The sequence below is a fragment of the Escherichia sp. UTM R2 genome (assembly GCF_048593455.1).
Taxonomy (GTDB): Bacteria; Pseudomonadota; Gammaproteobacteria; order Enterobacterales; family Enterobacteriaceae; genus Escherichia; species Escherichia coli.
This window is the reverse complement of sequence record NZ_JBFWDY010000001.1, coordinates 21,686-36,958: the sequence shown is the minus strand read 5'-3', so window position 1 is coordinate 36,958 and position 15,273 is coordinate 21,686. Positions and strand designations below refer to the sequence as shown.

General features: G+C 53.0%; 16 protein-coding genes and 8 pseudogenes. 2 read left to right on the top strand and 22 right to left on the bottom strand.

What is annotated here, in order from left to right; translation table 11 throughout:
- Positions 1-931: 931 nt before the first annotated feature.
- The 12 genes and pseudogenes from repA to mobF form a co-directional block, all read right to left on the bottom strand.
- Positions 932-1,789: an incFII family plasmid replication initiator RepA gene (gene repA / locus AB4H76_RS00270; RefSeq protein ID WP_000774297.1), complete on the bottom strand. Its 858-nt coding sequence runs from the start codon at positions 1,787-1,789 to the stop codon at positions 932-934.
- Positions 1,782-2,264 (bottom strand): hypothetical protein, encoded by a 483-nt coding sequence (locus tag AB4H76_RS00265; protein WP_001273588.1) that lies wholly within the window; start codon positions 2,262-2,264, stop codon positions 1,782-1,784. Before AB4H76_RS00265 ends, repA begins: the two co-directional genes overlap by 8 nt.
- On the bottom strand, positions 2,257-2,331 hold the full coding sequence (tap, locus tag AB4H76_RS00260) for a RepA leader peptide Tap (protein ID WP_001442103.1): 75 nt from the start codon (positions 2,329-2,331) through the stop codon (positions 2,257-2,259). Before tap ends, AB4H76_RS00265 begins: the two co-directional genes overlap by 8 nt.
- A 231-nt stretch (positions 2,332-2,562) precedes the next feature.
- On the bottom strand, positions 2,563-2,820 hold the full coding sequence (locus AB4H76_RS00255) for a replication regulatory protein RepA (RefSeq protein WP_000083845.1): 258 nt from the start codon (positions 2,818-2,820) through the stop codon (positions 2,563-2,565).
- A 283-nt stretch (positions 2,821-3,103) separates the two neighbouring features.
- The gene (locus AB4H76_RS00250; RefSeq protein WP_001312851.1) at positions 3,104-3,253 is read right to left on the bottom strand and encodes a Hok/Gef family protein; all 150 of its coding nucleotides are present in this window, start codon (positions 3,251-3,253) and stop codon (positions 3,104-3,106) included.
- A 358-nt stretch (positions 3,254-3,611) separates the two neighbouring features.
- A pseudogene (locus tag AB4H76_RS00245) lies at positions 3,612-3,686 on the bottom strand (endonuclease); the annotation flags it as partial.
- Positions 3,687-3,931: 245 nt separating this feature from the next.
- Complete coding sequence (locus AB4H76_RS00240) at positions 3,932-4,144, bottom strand: ANR family transcriptional regulator (protein ID WP_001299730.1); 213 nt, start codon at positions 4,142-4,144, stop codon at positions 3,932-3,934.
- Between the two features lie 135 nt (positions 4,145-4,279).
- The gene (locus tag AB4H76_RS00235) at positions 4,280-4,840 is read right to left on the bottom strand and encodes a fertility inhibition protein FinO (RefSeq protein ID WP_000139315.1); all 561 of its coding nucleotides are present in this window, start codon (positions 4,838-4,840) and stop codon (positions 4,280-4,282) included.
- A 102-nt stretch (positions 4,841-4,942) separates the two neighbouring features.
- Entirely contained in the window at positions 4,943-5,803 is an 861-nt protein-coding gene (gene uilS, locus AB4H76_RS00230; protein WP_000704514.1) for a UilS family quorum-quenching N-acyl-homoserine lactonase, read from the bottom strand.
- A gap of 58 nt (positions 5,804-5,861) precedes the next feature.
- Positions 5,862-6,608 (bottom strand): conjugal transfer pilus acetylase TraX, encoded by a 747-nt coding sequence (gene traX, locus AB4H76_RS00225; protein WP_000205749.1) that lies wholly within the window; start codon positions 6,606-6,608, stop codon positions 5,862-5,864.
- A gap of 19 nt (positions 6,609-6,627) precedes the next feature.
- Positions 6,628-9,663: pseudogene (locus AB4H76_RS00220) on the bottom strand (conjugative transfer relaxase/helicase TraI domain-containing protein); the annotation flags it as partial.
- Positions 9,638-10,144: a MobF family relaxase gene (gene mobF, locus AB4H76_RS00215; protein ID WP_420062572.1), complete on the bottom strand. Its 507-nt coding sequence runs from the start codon at positions 10,142-10,144 to the stop codon at positions 9,638-9,640. The pseudogene AB4H76_RS00220 and the gene mobF, both read right to left, overlap by 26 nt.
- 84 nt (positions 10,145-10,228) lie before the next feature.
- Between mobF and vapB the strand changes: the two genes are divergently transcribed.
- Both vapB and vapC read left to right on the top strand, forming a co-directional pair.
- Positions 10,229-10,456, top strand: a complete 228-nt coding sequence (vapB, locus tag AB4H76_RS00210; protein WP_000450520.1) for a toxin-antitoxin system antitoxin VapB — start codon at positions 10,229-10,231, stop codon at positions 10,454-10,456.
- Entirely contained in the window at positions 10,456-10,854 is a 399-nt protein-coding gene (gene vapC, locus AB4H76_RS00205; protein WP_000911313.1) for a type II toxin-antitoxin system tRNA(fMet)-specific endonuclease VapC, read from the top strand. The genes vapB and vapC overlap by 1 nt, the downstream gene beginning before the upstream one ends.
- Before the next feature lie 110 nt (positions 10,855-10,964).
- Here the strand turns inward: vapC and AB4H76_RS00200 are convergent.
- From AB4H76_RS00200 to traE, 10 genes and pseudogenes are all read right to left on the bottom strand, one after another.
- A pseudogene (locus tag AB4H76_RS00200) lies at positions 10,965-11,189 on the bottom strand (type IV secretion system DNA-binding domain-containing protein); the annotation flags it as partial.
- A pseudogene (locus tag AB4H76_RS00195) lies at positions 11,185-11,385 on the bottom strand (conjugal transfer protein TraN); the annotation flags it as partial. The pseudogenes AB4H76_RS00200 and AB4H76_RS00195, both read right to left, overlap by 5 nt.
- A pseudogene (locus tag AB4H76_RS00190) lies at positions 11,379-11,543 on the bottom strand (TraU family protein); the annotation flags it as partial. The pseudogenes AB4H76_RS00190 and AB4H76_RS00195, both read right to left, overlap by 7 nt.
- Positions 11,540-11,953, bottom strand: a pseudogene (gene traW / locus AB4H76_RS00185) (conjugal transfer pilus assembly protein TraW); the annotation flags it as partial. The pseudogenes traW and AB4H76_RS00190, both read right to left, overlap by 4 nt.
- Positions 11,947-12,015 (bottom strand): annotated as a pseudogene (locus AB4H76_RS00180) (conjugal transfer protein TraR); the annotation flags it as partial. The pseudogenes AB4H76_RS00180 and traW, both read right to left, overlap by 7 nt.
- A 134-nt stretch (positions 12,016-12,149) precedes the next feature.
- Entirely contained in the window at positions 12,150-12,665 is a 516-nt protein-coding gene (gene traV, locus AB4H76_RS00175; protein ID WP_000809838.1) for a type IV conjugative transfer system lipoprotein TraV, read from the bottom strand.
- Positions 12,662-12,913 (bottom strand): conjugal transfer protein TrbG, encoded by a 252-nt coding sequence (trbG, locus tag AB4H76_RS00170; RefSeq protein ID WP_001038342.1) that lies wholly within the window; start codon positions 12,911-12,913, stop codon positions 12,662-12,664. The genes traV and trbG overlap by 4 nt, the downstream gene beginning before the upstream one ends.
- A 158-nt stretch (positions 12,914-13,071) precedes the next feature.
- Positions 13,072-13,971 (bottom strand): annotated as a pseudogene (gene traB / locus AB4H76_RS00165) (F-type conjugal transfer pilus assembly protein TraB); the annotation flags it as partial.
- Positions 13,971-14,699, bottom strand: coding sequence for a type-F conjugative transfer system secretin TraK (gene traK, locus AB4H76_RS00160; protein WP_001230787.1), 729 nt, complete (start codon positions 14,697-14,699; stop codon positions 13,971-13,973). The pseudogene traB and the gene traK, both read right to left, overlap by 1 nt.
- The gene (gene traE, locus AB4H76_RS00155; RefSeq protein WP_000399792.1) at positions 14,686-15,252 is read right to left on the bottom strand and encodes a type IV conjugative transfer system protein TraE; all 567 of its coding nucleotides are present in this window, start codon (positions 15,250-15,252) and stop codon (positions 14,686-14,688) included. Before traE ends, traK begins: the two co-directional genes overlap by 14 nt.
- Between the last annotated feature and the right edge of the window lie 21 nt (positions 15,253-15,273).

The window sequence follows — 15,273 nt, the reverse complement described above, 5'->3', positions numbered from 1 at the left end:
TGTAAATTTTTAACTTGTCCTATTTTTGTCATTACCACGTATATACACATGTATAACAATTCAGATATCGTTACCAGGATATGCCGCATCAGCGGCATGGAAGGCGGCACTCTGTTGTTTCATATGATACAGGAGTAAAACCGCCGAAGCCCGGCGTAAGCCGGTACTGATTGATAGATTTCACCTTACCCATCCCCAGCCCTGCCAGACCATACCCGCTTTCAGCCATGAGAGAGCTTCTGTGCGCGGTCGGAGTGGTCCCGACGAGGGTTTACCCGAAGTCGGGGCGTATCTCCGCGTTAGCGGGCCGTGAGGGCCGCTTACGAGCGTGTACTGAGAACTTCCAGCGAGAAGACTGACAGCTATGATGGAGTATAGTTACAACATTCATAATTAAAAGCGACTCTGTTCCGGCCCTTTGGGCCGGGGCGGGGCCGCTTTTCAGTTATGAGGGAGGGGCTTTGTGGTTTCAGTTCTGCGCGGGACCGGGGTTTTCCTGGTGGTTGTATTTGAGTGTTGTAACTAAAGTGACTCCGGTAGGGGCCCGCCGCTTGCGGTGGGAGGTGCATATCTGTCTGTCCACAGGACAGGCAGTGAACAGGTTTTCTTTTTAAATGAATGTAATTAAGTAGTTTAAAGGAGATATAAACAGGTGTTTAAAAGATATATTGCACCCTGTAAGGCTGGCGGATGGCGCTTTATGACATGAACGGTTGTAACCTTATGGGGAAGTCCCTTGCAGTTATATGTGGATAAGCAAAATTACCTGTCTGTGAGGCGTGTTTTGTATCAAAAACAGGGGGGGCCAGATGCACCAGAAGGTGGATGATGAGGTTGTTTTTTGTATGAGGTGCTGCTTTTTTGTTCGCTGGCAGGCTTCAGGCGTGCGAATGCCTCCGGTGCGGGCCGGATTATTCAGAAGAGGTCACTTTCAGGGGGAAGCTGTGGCCAGCCGGCTGTAATTACGGTTACGTGACAGAATCATGCGCTCTTTCACACGACGCTCCACTTCGCGTTTTACCGCCTCACGATTGGCAGTGAAGCGCCCTTCCGAGATTTCACGCGTCAGCTGCCGTTTCACCAGGGTGACGATATCCTGACGTTCCCTGTTCGCATCACGACGCGCACGGGCACGCTTTATTCCACGGGACTTAAGCTCTGTCTGGTAACTGCGGAAACGCTCACGCACAAAACGCCAGGCTTTCGCTATCAGTTCATCCATACCCAGGGTATCCAGCCCCTGCTTTTTGCGCTGTCTGTTTTCCCATTCAACACGACTGCGGCGCGCAGCAACCACTGCATCCTCAGACACATCAAGGGCGGCAAATAACGCCGGTGTGAACGTGATATCGGTCGGAATGTAGCACCCGATAAGCGGATCATATTCCGTCTGGTAGGTAATCAGTCCCAGCTCTGCAAGGAACGTCAAGGCTCGGGAGGCCCGGGTGATGGAGAGTTTTCCGGCAGCAGACTCCGTCGCCAGTCCGCACTCAATGGCCAGCGTAGTGATGGAGCACTGGACGCGGTTGGCCAGCGGGTCATAGTGAAAACACAGCCCCTGCAGCAGCGCATCAATAGCCCGGCGACGCAGTACCGGTGGCATGCGCCGACGCAGTCCCTTCGAACGGGCATGTGCCACATGAATGGCGAAATCAAAACGGGAGGTGAAGCCCACCGCCTTTTCCATCAGTTTTTCGCAGAACTTCAGCGTTCCGGCACCTTCACGGGGTGTGAACACCGGATTCGGATTTTTAACCTGTGAATAGTATTTTTGAAGGAGATCAGCCATGTCCCCCTCCAACACTATTCCCCCTCCTACGGGCGGTAACTAGCTCGTCTGGGCCGACACGTAAAGTTTCGAACATATCTGGTCTGAACCAGATGGTTCCTCCATCAAAAGCGATGAGATGAAGATCATTATCAAGAGTTTTGAGGGCTCTCCAAACACGAGTGTATGAACCTCCACTACAAACTGAAAGCTCTTTAACAGATAAGTTAACTTTGTTCGTATCAGGGATGTAGTGTGCGCACATTACTTGTACGAGGGAAACATAAAAACTAACCATCGACGCGCTGATTTTATTTTTACGTTTGCCATGCGCTATTGCAAGCAAACCTCTGATGAAGATCAGATGCTTGAAGGAGTCAAAATGAGCCCTTTTCTGGAGAAGGCTGCAAAACGGGTGAGGATACTTGCTGGAATCAATGTGAAGATCTGATTCAATCCCACCCGCTATTACTGAATGTGTTTCATGATTAGCCACACCATCCTGCACTTACAATGCACAGAAGGAGTGAGCACAGAAAGAAGTCTTGAACTTTTCCGGGCATATAACTATACTCCCCGCATAGCTGAATTGTTGGCTATGCGGTTTTATGGGGCCCCGGTAATCTTTCTAGTCGCCAAACTTGAAGAAGATTATCGGGGTTTTCGCTTTTCTGGCTCCTGTAAATCCACATCAGAACCAGTTCCCTGCCACCTTACGGCGTGGCCAGCCACAAAATTCCTTAAACGATCAGCAATCTACCACTCACTCCTGAGATAAGCAAGAATGTGAATATTTACGAAGTCGCTCTGCGTTTCAGCTCTGATTCAATCAGTTTTTCAAGCATCTGCGCCTGAGTAATACCTTCCTCATCCGCCAGTTCACTCAGCCTGTCTTTTAACCGGGCCTGAATAACCGCATGAAAAGCCTTATGAGTGTTGCTTCTGCGAGCCAGAGAAGCTCTTTGCCTCTCTCTGGCCGGAACAGGGTTACCTTTCCGGTATGTACGCTTGGTGCCTGATGAGGAAGTCACTGCATTTTCTGTCTGCGACATCTCGCCTCCTCAATTCTCAAACAGGGATCGTTTCGCAGAGAATACTACAGTTTTTTGAAATCAGCGACTTGAAAGTTGTGACGATGATCTGTGTTGGCGCACAAATCATGTCTGATTACGACCGTTTAATGTGATTTTGATAATGAAATGACTGAAAAGCTGGAAATGCCTTAGCCAGGGTGCCGGCCCCGGGCGGGACCGGCTGTTTCTGGTATATAGGGTGTCTGCCCCTGAAATACCTCACACTTCCGGAAAGCGGGGACTTCCGTCCCCGCCCGGCAGCTTACTTCCGTGCTTCGTAGGCCAGAGTTACCTGCACCACTGTATTTCCTCTGTGAATATTCAGCTCACATAACCGTTCCCTGAATATCAGTGAAAAACACAACACCGTGGCGCACACGGCGAGCAACCCGATAAGGGCATATTTCGTCATAAACTTTGACCTCTCAGCAAAGAAGAGGCTACAATCAGTAGTGTTAAGGTACTTCATGCAGACCTCACGAGTTAATGGATTAACGAGTGGGGTCTTCGCATTTCTGGTACCTGCGTCTTGCCTGAACCAGAAAGGCTCAAACACCCGCCGCGATAATACCACATTCCCTGTTGCTGACTATTACCCCCATTTGCCTGTTTTTGTTACAAAAACGCCGGGAGCGGGGAAAACTTACTTTTTCCCGTTTCCGGGGGGACAACTGAGCATTGCGAACGCGTCAGCTACGATGTTCCGGTGATTGCTGATCAGCCCCTGTTGTATTCATAAACTAATTAACATTCATTCTGTCTGGTGCATAAATCTGCCCGTGAACATCTGCAGACAATACCGGCCATGAAAAGATAAATAATACCAGTGGAATATATTTCCTCATGTTATTCTCCATATCAGATAAATGGCACCTGTATTTCAGCCCCCCTGAATATCGCAGCACACATTGAATAAGACCTTATTTTGTGAAATTAATCACAAAATATAAAATCGCGACTTAATACGGAAAAAACTCTGTGCTACTCAGAACTGGCCGGTCATACTGCCCGACCGGATATTAAAAAAAGCAAATCTCATAAACTCCTTTCAGCCTTCTGACTCCTGGAGTAATGAAGGCTGCTTTTTTCGTTACACCCTTCCCCGGCAGCGCCGGTGGCAGTGTTCAGCCCTTTTCCGGGCAAACTGTTGCCAGTCTGTCCGGGGAGCTATGCAGGCAGCCCGTCGCCATGCTTCTGCCGCTTCCATCCAGCGTCCACTGACCTCCAGAATAACGGCCCGCCCGCCGGCACGCTGGTAACGCCAGACCTGACCGTTCCGTGAACTGTTTCTGAATCCATTCATTTTTCTGCTCCTCCCTTTTAGTCGTCAGTATTATTGTGGTAAATAATTCAGTGGACTGGCTTCCTTTCGGGTACGGAAGTTATTTCCTTTTAAGCCTTATTGTTTCAGCCTCCCCGGTTTCCGGGGAGGCTTTTTTTATTTCCCATCAAGCACGGCCTGAAGTTCTGCCTTTGTCCGGTTCTGGCGGCGAATTTTCTCCAAACGCCCTGCCGCATACGCTTCCTCCTCCTGAGAAATATGCTCCGTCACATACCCTTCCGTGTCATACCGGCAGGCACCGGCTTTCATGGCACACAGATAGCTTTCTGAACGGGTGATGGCCTTCAGCGCCCGGCGCAGTTTTTTATGCGAGAGCGGGATATTCCGCTGCGCCACGTCTTCCAGTAACACGTCCCGGATACCGCAGGCCAGAAGCCGGGGCGTGTTACCGTCAAACAATCCCGGCCACCAGGGTTTCAGAGTGTTCACCGCCTCATCCAGCGAGGGCAGCGTCAGATAAATGGACAGCGCCTGTCTGGCCTGTGCTTTCTTCGCCGCCAGCTCTGCTTCCCGGGCAGCCTTCTCCGCCAGTTTCTGCTTTTTCACCTTCCATTTTGGTGGCGTGGTGACATTGATGATGGTTTTCCGGCTCCGGGTCGGTGTTTCCCCTTCCGTTTTCCGTTTCAGTGTCAGTACCGGTCGTTTCTGCTCTGTCATGATTGCCCTGACCTTTGTGAAAATATGTCCTCCAGGTCGTTGAAACTACTCACTATGATATTAAGCTGACCTCAACGACCTCTGACATATTAATACCGACAATTAAAGATGTTTTTTAAACCATTGCGTCTGTACTGCCGCCACACGTTCAAAAAACGCGCCTTTATAAATATCATAATGGCATGCGTCAGCTTCCTCGTATAATTCCTTAGTACCAGAAGCAACAGCATCATATAAGGCTCTTCCCTGTTCTGGTGGATTAACACTATCCTGGCCGGCAATAACAACCAAAACTGGGCACTGTACTTTGGCTGCGCTCTCTGCCGGTTTATATTGCAACGTCTCCATAACCGTAAGGAAAGGTATTTTTATATCCATTTCAGGATACTGACCTTTTACCTTCTCGAAGAATACCTTTGATTCATTATCACTCAGTACCCGGGTAACCCCCACAAACATCTCTTTCCCGGTATTTTTCTTCTTTTCTGCCATTTTATTCAGCGTGGACAGAAAAGAAGCTTTCTCCAGTTCATTCATTTCTCCGGTAACCAGAACCTCACCGTCAGCAAAAGCCAGCTGGCTGACAATACATTTTACGCGTTGGTCCTGCGCAGCTGCACTGAAGACATGCCCCCCTCCCAGCGATGTTCCCCATAACCCAATACGCTGATTATCAATACATACCTGCTTTTCTGCCCAATTGATAACTGAAATAATATCTTCGGTCTGCATTGCCGGAACCAGACGACCTCGTTCCCCTTCACTCTCACCGAATCCACGATAATCAAAAGTAATCGTTGCAAACCCGGCTTCTGTAAACGCATTCGCAAAGGAAGGCAGCAGAACATTCCGGATACCGCAAAATCCATGGCATAAGAGAATCAAAGGATGTTTTATATTTCCTTCCGGGACACGAAATGTCAGGGCAATACCTTCAGGGAGTTTGTGATCCGTAATTTTCATAAATATCCTGTGTTATGTTGTTTATTAATAAGCAGAATCAGCGCCAGCATCATACCAGTCACACAGCCAGAACGCCCAGCACAGTAAGATGACAGGCATAGAACGTCGGGAAAAAATCCCCGTACCAGAAACGGGGTAGTGATTTCCCTGTACAGGACACCAGACCAACAGTCAGCACCGTCATCACAAGGCCGGCCACCGCCGCTGCATCACTGGTGGCAAGGTTAAGCGCCGGAATAACAGCCAGCAGGCAGGCGACCAGCGCCAGACGTTCCATTCTGTCTTCCGCCCGGTACAGCCTGTGGCTGACTGCCAGCATCAGCAGCCCGGCAATGCCGTAACTGGTGCCGGAGAAAGGCAACCACATTGCCAGAAGCAACATGGTCTCTGCGGAACGCCACCAGGTGCGCGTTTCACACCATGTCAGCACCTGTGCCGCAACTGCAAAGGCAAACAGGATATTCCCCTCATACCAGGGAAAGCCGGCCAGATAATATGCGAACTGGGCAATCACCGCCCATCCCCACAGCCGGTTAATGGCCTCCTGCCGGATATGCGTATGACGGGACAGATTCAGCCCCCACACCAGGGCAAACAGCGGAAAGGCCCCACGCCCGACCAGAAACATCCACGACTGGTCCAGATGCAGAATGCGGTTTGCATGGTCCAGAACCATCAGCACCAGTGCCACCGTTTTGATGATATCCCGCTGTCCGGGTGACCAGACCAGCAACGACTGCAACCAGGTATCGGTCCGGGCAGCCAGTGAATCATTACGTGTTGTGTTCGTGTTATCCGTTGTCATCAGCGTTTATCTTCCTGTGTCAGTCTCCGCCCAGGGTTTTCTCTTTCTGCAGGTCACGAACCATATCCCGCTCCATCTGCTGCAGTCGCTCCTGCAGCAGATTTTCCCGGGCAACCTCCCGGACCGCTTCCCGCACCCGTTGTGGTTCACGCAGTACACTCTCCGGCAGCGCGGCTTCCCGTTCAGATATGGCAGACCGGTCACGCTCCAGCCCGGCAATATCCCTGACAGCCTGCTCTGTTTTGCCGTCCGGCAGGTCAGGTTTGTTCTCTGCCATTTTACGGACAATTTCATCCGCACGGCGTTCCGTTTCACGGCGGATGGCCTCTTCAGCCTGCCGCTGTGCCAGTACCTCTGCCGTGACCGGTTCGCCATTTCCGGCTCCCGGCTGAACGCTGTTGTCCGGGATATCCCCCCACACGCGACCACCGGTGATGGTTCTGGGATTCCACGGACGACCTTCACCGGCGATTCTTACCACCACACCGCTGTCAGGATTATCACGGGCAATCCGGACACCATCCTGCATATTATCAGCCAGCAGGCTCTCTCCGTTACGGCTGCCCTGCAGGGCCACGAACTGCGCATCCCCGCTGCCTTTCACCCGGCCTTCACCACTGAAGCCCCGCAGCCCGTTTCCGTCATCCGTGGTCAGCGGGTTCAGCCAGATACCAGCTGACTTGCCGTTACGGTCAAAAGCCGGCAGTGCCACATACGGCTGCGGATATTTGCGCCCGGGTGCAATAAACCGTGCAGGACTGTCTCCCCCGGCCAGCCCTGCCTGACGGAGAACGGCACGGCCGGCCACCACGTCCCGCAGCTCCCGCGCCGTACTGAACAGCCGCTCTGCATTCATGACCTCCCGGTCCGATTTCGGCTCTAGCACATCGTGGGCAGTTCCTTTCTGTACGGCATTGTTGATGGCATCCGTCCAGCCCTGACGGTTATCGGTGTACACCTGCACATGCTGCTTCATACGCGACAGGGCCACGTAGGCTGACTCAAAGCCGGCCATCAGTTTCCGGTTACCTTCCGTGCCTTCAAGCGCGATGGCAAAGGTTTCACTTGCCCCCTGCGCACCGTGGGCGGTGATGGCATAAGCCAGGTCAATATGTTGCTCTGCCCGCTCCTGACCTGGGCGAATCACCCGGATCTGCTGTCCGTCCGACAGCGTGACACTGTCACCGGAAACCGCTGTCACCGTCCAGACGCTGTTGGCCACATAACCTCGCTCCCGGTCACTCTTCGTGAAGCGCATCCGGTCACCGGTTCCCACCCGGATGGTGTCCGGGGTGTACAGTGTGACGCCTTCAGCCACCGCCTCCCGGGGCGAAATCAGCCGCGTGTTACCTTCCGCATCCTCCAGGGTTATCAGCCCGTCATCCTTGCTGATACCGGCAATCCGGTGATACACACTATCCACCAGGGCAAGGGCATCCGGGTTATTCTCCCAGGTGGAGAGACGACGCAGTTCTCCGTCACGTATATTCGCTGTGTTCAGGACAGGCACCATGACCTGCTCTTTGCCCAGCTCACCGGCCTTTTCCCGTGCATCATGAATCATGCTGTTCAGTACGCGCCGGTCCTCATTCAGGTGTGTGACAATCAGCGTCTGCTCCCGTGCTTCCGGTGTCCTGCCGGTATAGTCGCGGACAATGGCTTCATACAGTGTCATGGGGATATCCGGGAAAGCCTCGCCTTTCAGCATCGCCTTCTGCTGCGCTTCTGCCAGTTTCGCTTCCTGGCTGTGACTGAACTCCGTCACGGAGTGCTCCGGTGCCCATGCGCCCTCCTGACGGGGAACCTGAGACGGTTTCACACTCTCAAGCCCGGACAGTGCCCTTTCCACATCCCGGTTAATCAGGCTGTATACCGCCTCCCGCAGTTCCGGCGTCTGACGCACAATCTCCTTCATGATGACCACATCGGCAGCACTGCGCGTCTGCTGGAGACGGAAAGGCTGACCGGGCGCGATGGCCTGCAACTGGTCCGTGTCACCACTGGCCACGGCACGACCGCCACCGGCCGCAATCAGGGCGTATGCCCGTGCCATGTCGGTATTGCCCACCATAGAGCTCTCATCGAGCAGGAACAGCGTGTTGCTGAAATTCGGCGTTTCTCCGCTGCGCTGCAGCAGCTGCGTGTCATGCAGAAAGGACGCCAGCGTCTGTGCATCCACGCCGGCGCTGCGCATCTCACCGACCGCACGGTGCGTGGGCCCCAGCCCCACGACACGGGGACGTTCACTCTCCGGCAGCATGTTCACGGCTGACATCACCGCCCGGAACTGTGTGGTCTTACCCACACCGGCATAGCCCTGCACCACCGTGAAACGGTCGGACGTTTCCAGTATCATGCGGGTAGCGGCACGCTGTCCTGATGTCAGTTTCTCCATGAGTTCGCCTGGTACTCTCTCCATCAGTGGCGTGACCGCCTCCTTACCTTCGAGAATATGGCGAAGAATGCTCTTTTCTGCCTCATACGACGCACGGGAAACCAGCAGGCCTGTGCCATAGCCTTTTGCCACATCCACATACAGTAAATCACCGCGTTTTATCTGCGCATTGATTTCCCCTCCCAGTTCAGTAAAACTGGTTCCTTCTGCAGCAAACGACTTCGCCTCTGTCAGCAGGTCCACCATGCTGAAGGCCAGGTTTTTACTTTCCACCACAGGAAGCGCCAGATGAATAGCCTGCTGTGCCGGCGTGTGAAGCCCGGTTTTCTGCAGACTGATAGCGGTTTCCAGCAATGTCTCACCGGCACGCGCCTTTATCTGCTCAGAAACCACCGTAAAGGAGGGATGGCGGGCAAGTTTTTCCGCAGTACGGGTTTCATCCAGTGAGGAATACAGCCGGACATCACGACCGCTGCGGGCCAGACCGTTCAGGGTGGCGTTGTCCATTGCCATCTGTGTGACGGAGGCAAAAACCTTCGCACTGTCGCTGACGGAATGCCCGGGCGTTTCCACCCAGCCGTTCTCCAGCTTCAGTGCCATGAATGGTGAATCGCTCACAGGCAGGGAGGCCGGTTCAGCCCGCCCCGGCACAACAACCGTCTACCGCATGTGTGTGTAACTGTGGTTCCTGATCGCGACTGGTGTCGTGGTTAAACAGTGCCATCACCAGATTACCGGTCAGCACCGTTTCTGACTGTCCGTCCGTCATAACCCGTGTGGAAGCCAGCGCCTCCACCTGACGGACAGCAAAATCCACGGCCTGGTTATGTGCATCAATAAGACGTTTATCACCGCCTAACATGGCCATCACGGAGACACTTTTGGGGGCGGAGAAGGTCAGGTCGTAGCCGGGACGATGCTTATTACTGCCATCCTGCATGCGGCTTAAATCCGCTCCGTCCGGCAGCTTCCCCTCCAGAAGACGGGTAAAAACATCCTTATCGACGCTGCCCTGCAGCCCCAGCTGTTCAGCCCCCCTGCCGGCCCAGCGTTCTCCCATGCTGCCCAGCACATAGTAATTATCCTTGTCGGTATAATAGTTACCGGCACTTCCGGCCGATCTGACCTGCGCGATACTCATCATAAACGTATATCCCTTTGACATATCCCGGTATCAATCCCACAATGGATATACACAAGACATATCCACATAAGGAGGCAAATAATGGAAACCACCGTATTTTTCAGCAACCGCAGCCAGGCGGTCAGACTGCCAAAAGCGGTTGCATTGCCGGAAAACGTAAAACGCGTTGAAGTGATTGCTGTCGGACGAACCAGAATCATTACGCCAGCCGGAGAGACATGGGACGAATGGTTCGACGGACACAACGTCAGCGCCGATTTTATGGATAACAGGGAACAGCCCGGCATGCAGGAAAGGGAGTCATTCTGATGCTGAAGTTTATGCTCGATACCAACATCTGCATTTTCACGATAAAGAACAAACCCGCCAGCGTCAGGGAGCGTTTTAACCTGAACCAGGGGAGAATGTGTATCAGTTCGGTCACCCTGATGGAGCTGATATATGGTGCAGAAAAAAGCCAGATGCCTGAACGTAATCTCGCTGTGATCGAGGGATTTGTTTCCCGCATTGATGTTCTGGATTACGACGCTGCCGCAGCCACACACAGCGGCCAGATAAGAGCAGAACTTGCCCGTCAGGGACGCCCTGTCGGGCCATTTGATCAAATGATCGCAGGTCATGCCCGCAGTCGGGGACTGATTATTGTGACTAATAACACCCGGGAATTTGAACGTGTGGACGGTCTGAGAATTGAAGACTGGAGCTGACCTATTCATCAGAAATCATCTCCCGGCTCAACATCCTCCCCGCGCTCCCGGTGCACATTGATGTTCACCTCTTCACGACGCTGCATCTTCTGCTGGATATCCGGATTCTGCTCCCGTTTTGTCCCCATCGGGATCAGAGTATTTGCGGTATTATCAAAATCTGGCTGTGTCAGGCACTCCTTCCACAAATCCCAGGCAGCACAGCGTGCATCCAGCGGATTCAGGATTTTATCGATGGAGGGATCATAGTAACTTTTAACAAATTCCCCCGAACGGTCATAAATCACCACCATATCACCACGCTGACGGGCGTAGTTGGCCAGACGACGGATAATGCGCATCGACAATTTCACCGGTAACGGGAGAGGTAATGGAGACAACATACTGACCATTCACTTCACGTGCAGGTAGCTGACTCATTTCATACTCCAGCGTCCGGGTTTCCCATGTGGTACTCCCCTGCAGCTCCATACGGGCAGTTCGTGTGCAGTACTGCTCCACCTGTAAATCCCGCTCACAGGTGTACCCTGACTGACTTTGATACTGCCCAGCGAGAGCGGGAAAATACAGCTCCAGCAGATATCTGTGATCGGGTTTACAAAACGCCCCTCACAGGCAGAATCCGCAGACGCCGCAGGGACATGACCGGCGAAAAGGAATAACATCAGCAGCCACAGCCTTCGCTTCATTTTCTGCCCTCCTCTGCCGGAATAAATTCCACCTTCAGGAAGCGATCGCCGGGAACGGCGCTCACCCGTGCCGGGACCTGATCAATGCCGAGGCGCTGGCAGAGCACACCGTTCTGGTCAAAGTAAACACGGCTGTCCAGAGACTTCTGCATCTCCGGGATACTGCCCTGCACGAGGATAATTTTGCTCTCCAGTGTGGGCGGCGTCTGGCGTTTCATCCAGGCCACCTGCGCCGGATCATCGCCATTGATGAAATACAGCGTCTGGTTAAAAGGAACATACTGCAGCGGATTCATCACTTCACCCTGACGGGCAAACACCCGCCCTTCGTTATCCCGGATATCCGCAGCCAGTCTGACGGACGGGTCAAACAACCGGCTGCCGTATTTCTCCGTGCGTCCGATATCCGGTTTATTCCTGTCATGGTCAGTTGTTCTGTCACTGAATATGCTTCATCGGCTTCATCACTCACGGAATATTCCTCCCGACATGTTCTGACACGCTACCGCCCATCCCTTTTCACGCACAGGGCACTCGTTTTACAGGCAGATTTTGAATACAGAAAGCCCGCCGGCATTGCCGGCTGATATACAACTTCAGGGCCAGTTAATTAATACGTGGTTTTCCCCACGCAGACGGTTTAATAACAAAAAACACGCTGGATGGCTGATGATAAACATCCTGGTTATCAATATAAGGCGCTATCCATAATGCTGCCGTCTGCTCACCCGTTCTTAGCGGACGAGGAGGTGTTACCGGCGTAACTGAACTGACCGGAACAACCGTTTTCACTTCCCGGGCAGCGGTAAACAGCGGGCGAGGTGCCAGCAGTTTCTGCTCCGGATGTGCTGTCACCGCAGGTCTGCTGCCGGACGGAGTGGTCGCGGTGACGGTCTGCACCGGCATTGTCCGGAAGTTCCCTTCAGCCAGGCGCGGCAGTGATGCCGCAACCGGCTTTGCTTCTGAGGACTGCTCCAGTTTTTTGGCCTTCTCATTGGCCTGCTCCATCGTCATACAGGTATCGGATGTGGTGGCGTTACACTCAAATTCCGTACTGGTTCCGGCACAGCCGGAAAGTAATAAGGTCCCCAGCAGAGGAATAAAGAAAGAAATCTGTTTCATTGTCCCTCACCTTTCTCATCGCAGTTCACAAAATCCTTCTTCAAATCCCTGACCGTACAGGTTTTTACAATGTCAGGATTTTCAAAAACCGTACTCCGTGATGATTTATAAACATATGCCACAATGCGTTTCCCACCCGCATCAGGTTCTGGTGCACTGACTTCACATAACGGAGGTGTTATTCCGGACTCATACAGCACCGGATAATTTATTTTTTTGACGCTGCCATCAGAAACCAGCTTATTCATCGAAGGGTTCCTTATATTTCTGAATTCTTCATCACACCGACAGCAGTCATATTAAAATTGTCCGGCAATGACTCAGAACCGAATTTCTCCGGTGCAGGAAGTACGATTCTTGTGGCGCAGTTACTGAGAACAGCATGCATAAAATCATCTGACACGGTTTTAATCGGCATATCAATAGTTTTGCCGTCCTTCAGGCAGCTGATATTGCGGGTACGTACAATGGCACGCTCACTGGACACATCCCCCCAGGCTTCCAGACCAACAAAACATCCCGTTGCGTCATACGTCTTGCTGTTCGGCATTTCCACCAGGCCGGTGATACGCAGCTGCATCGGCACCGTGGATTCATTACCGGTGACAGAGGCATTGGCATCCGCCCCTTCAATCAGCATGGCTTTCGCAAAACTTCCTGACGGAATGTACGGCAGTGATGGTCCCTGTTTTCCCTCATTACGGGTAAACACCTTACGCTGTATCCGGTTAGGCACCGGCACAGACTGGTACGTCACCTGTGGTGGTGGCGTGACACCATTCCCGGGATAAAACGCCGTCGGCGGTGGAACAGCAACGCTGCCCTGCGGCGGGAAGGATACGGGGGTGTTTCCTGGCTGTGGTTCGCCTTCCGGGCCGGGCGGTGAGGCAGGCATCTGCGGTACAGGCTCACCGGTCGCCGTGACGGGATTAGCACCCAGGGCTTTTACCTGCTCTGCCAGGGCGGCATTGTCCTGTCCCAACTTTTCAATACGACGCTGGTCATCACCGCGCTGTTTGTTCAGAACATCCAGCTCACGACGGATTTCCTCATACTGCTTCTGCATCTGCGCTGCCGTCACCTGCATCTCGGTGGTGGCATGCTGACGCACCTTGTCATCAAAGGTCGTATCCACCACACCGGTCATATCCGGCACAGGCTCCTGTTCAGCCACGGTTTCACCGTTACCGGACATGTCCACATCAGACAGATACAGTGCCCCACCAATCGCGGAGGCTGTACCGACAACCACAATCCCCAGCCACAGGTACTGCTTGCGTTTCACAATGGTATTGATACTGGCCATCAGTTGCCCTCCCCGTCACGGATGACATACACATCCATGCGCGCACCTGCCAGTAACTGGCTGGCAGGCTGGCTGAACATCACGGCACGGGTTCCCGGCTGCCAGAAGTCACTTTCCCGGATATTCAGGGCAGACAGCGTTTTATTTTCCACGGCAAAGCGGACCATCTTCAGGTGATTCCCCGTCCATACGGCATCTGCCACTGAAGACAGCCCCGCCGGGGCCTGCAGGGTTTCCTTTGTCACTGGGACCTGATACCAGCCTGCGGGTAATTTTCCGCCACGGACGGCCTGGCTGATGGTCACAAGCAGGGATTCGTAAGGCGTGGACGTTTCCCACGCACCGGCTTCTTCTCCGGTTCCGCGCAGGTCACTGACCAGCTGAATGGTACGCCCCGCGCCTTCACGGGGAACGGCCTGAATGGAAAGATTCAGACCACGTTCTGTTTCCAGAATGAACGTAAAGGGCTTTTTGTTGACGGTGGCAACCACCACACCGCCGGAGGCGGTCTGCTCATTATTGGTCAGGGCACCATCCAGACTGTTCACGGCGATAATCCGGTCACCGGGAACGGTAAACAGATTCGGGCTGGTATTGCTGATGGCAATACTGGCCTGACCACCGTTCACCATTGGCACCACGGTGGGGGCCAGCGTACCGTTTGCGGCCATCACGCTGCAGGAAAAAAACAGGCTGCCGAATATTATTGCCGTATTATTTTTTCTCATCGTCTGTTTCCCCGAAATTATCCAGCCAGGTCACCCCGTTTTCCCGCTTCAGAATAAGGATGTAATGTTTGATATCAGTGAAAGGTTTTGAATCACCAATCCAGGTTTTAAGCACACCTCGAATTTCCACACGGCCATACTGAGGCCAGACACGAACACTGGTCTGGAAAAAGGCTGAGTTCACGTTATCGTTTTTAATACGCTTCGCTTCTTCAGCCAGAATAACTTTCATCTGGTTCTGTGCGCCCGGGCGGATATATTGCAGAAGCGCCTGATGTGAGGCATCGACGGTTTCTGATGAAACATTCAGACGGAGGGCAATAAATGACAGCGCCATCTGCTGTAAATAAGAGGCGTCGGCACTGTTCTGTGACACGGCAAAGGGGGCATTAAATGCCATTGGCGTCACGGCAGTGCGTTGCTCATTCTGAAGACGGTAGTTATTCACCCCCTGAATGACGTTAACAGAGAGGCTGAGAACAATAAGCACTGACATAAATATAAAGGCGATGGCCATTACACGACTGGTACTTAAACGGGCACCGTGTTCCATATAACAATCCTGGTATCAGTT

What these genes read in the sequence shown, in the direction of transcription:
- repA (WP_000774297.1), bottom strand. Translation starts at nt 1,789, where the DNA reads ATGGCTGATCTCCTTCAAAAATACTATTCACAGGTTAAAAATCCGAAT.
- AB4H76_RS00255 (WP_000083845.1), bottom strand. Translation starts at nt 2,820, where the DNA reads ATGTCGCAGACAGAAAATGCAGTGACTTCCTCATCAGGCACCAAGCGT.
- AB4H76_RS00250 (WP_001312851.1), bottom strand. Translation starts at nt 3,253, where the DNA reads ATGACGAAATATGCCCTTATCGGGTTGCTCGCCGTGTGCGCCACGGTG.
- AB4H76_RS00240 (WP_001299730.1), bottom strand. Translation starts at nt 4,144, where the DNA reads ATGAATGGATTCAGAAACAGTTCACGGAACGGTCAGGTCTGGCGTTAC.
- AB4H76_RS00235 (WP_000139315.1), bottom strand. Translation starts at nt 4,840, where the DNA reads ATGACAGAGCAGAAACGACCGGTACTGACACTGAAACGGAAAACGGAA.
- uilS (WP_000704514.1), bottom strand. Translation starts at nt 5,803, where the DNA reads ATGAAAATTACGGATCACAAACTCCCTGAAGGTATTGCCCTGACATTT.
- traX (WP_000205749.1), bottom strand. Translation starts at nt 6,608, where the DNA reads ATGACAACGGATAACACGAACACAACACGTAATGATTCACTGGCTGCC.
- mobF (WP_420062572.1), bottom strand. Translation starts at nt 10,144, where the DNA reads ATGAGTATCGCGCAGGTCAGATCGGCCGGAAGTGCCGGTAACTATTAT.
- vapB (WP_000450520.1), top strand. Translation starts at nt 10,229, where the DNA reads ATGGAAACCACCGTATTTTTCAGCAACCGCAGCCAGGCGGTCAGACTG.
- vapC (WP_000911313.1), top strand. Translation starts at nt 10,456, where the DNA reads ATGCTGAAGTTTATGCTCGATACCAACATCTGCATTTTCACGATAAAG.
- traV (WP_000809838.1), bottom strand. Translation starts at nt 12,665, where the DNA reads ATGAAACAGATTTCTTTCTTTATTCCTCTGCTGGGGACCTTATTACTT.
- trbG (WP_001038342.1), bottom strand. Translation starts at nt 12,913, where the DNA reads ATGAATAAGCTGGTTTCTGATGGCAGCGTCAAAAAAATAAATTATCCG.
- traK (WP_001230787.1), bottom strand. Translation starts at nt 14,699, where the DNA reads ATGAGAAAAAATAATACGGCAATAATATTCGGCAGCCTGTTTTTTTCC.
- traE (WP_000399792.1), bottom strand. Translation starts at nt 15,252, where the DNA reads ATGGAACACGGTGCCCGTTTAAGTACCAGTCGTGTAATGGCCATCGCC.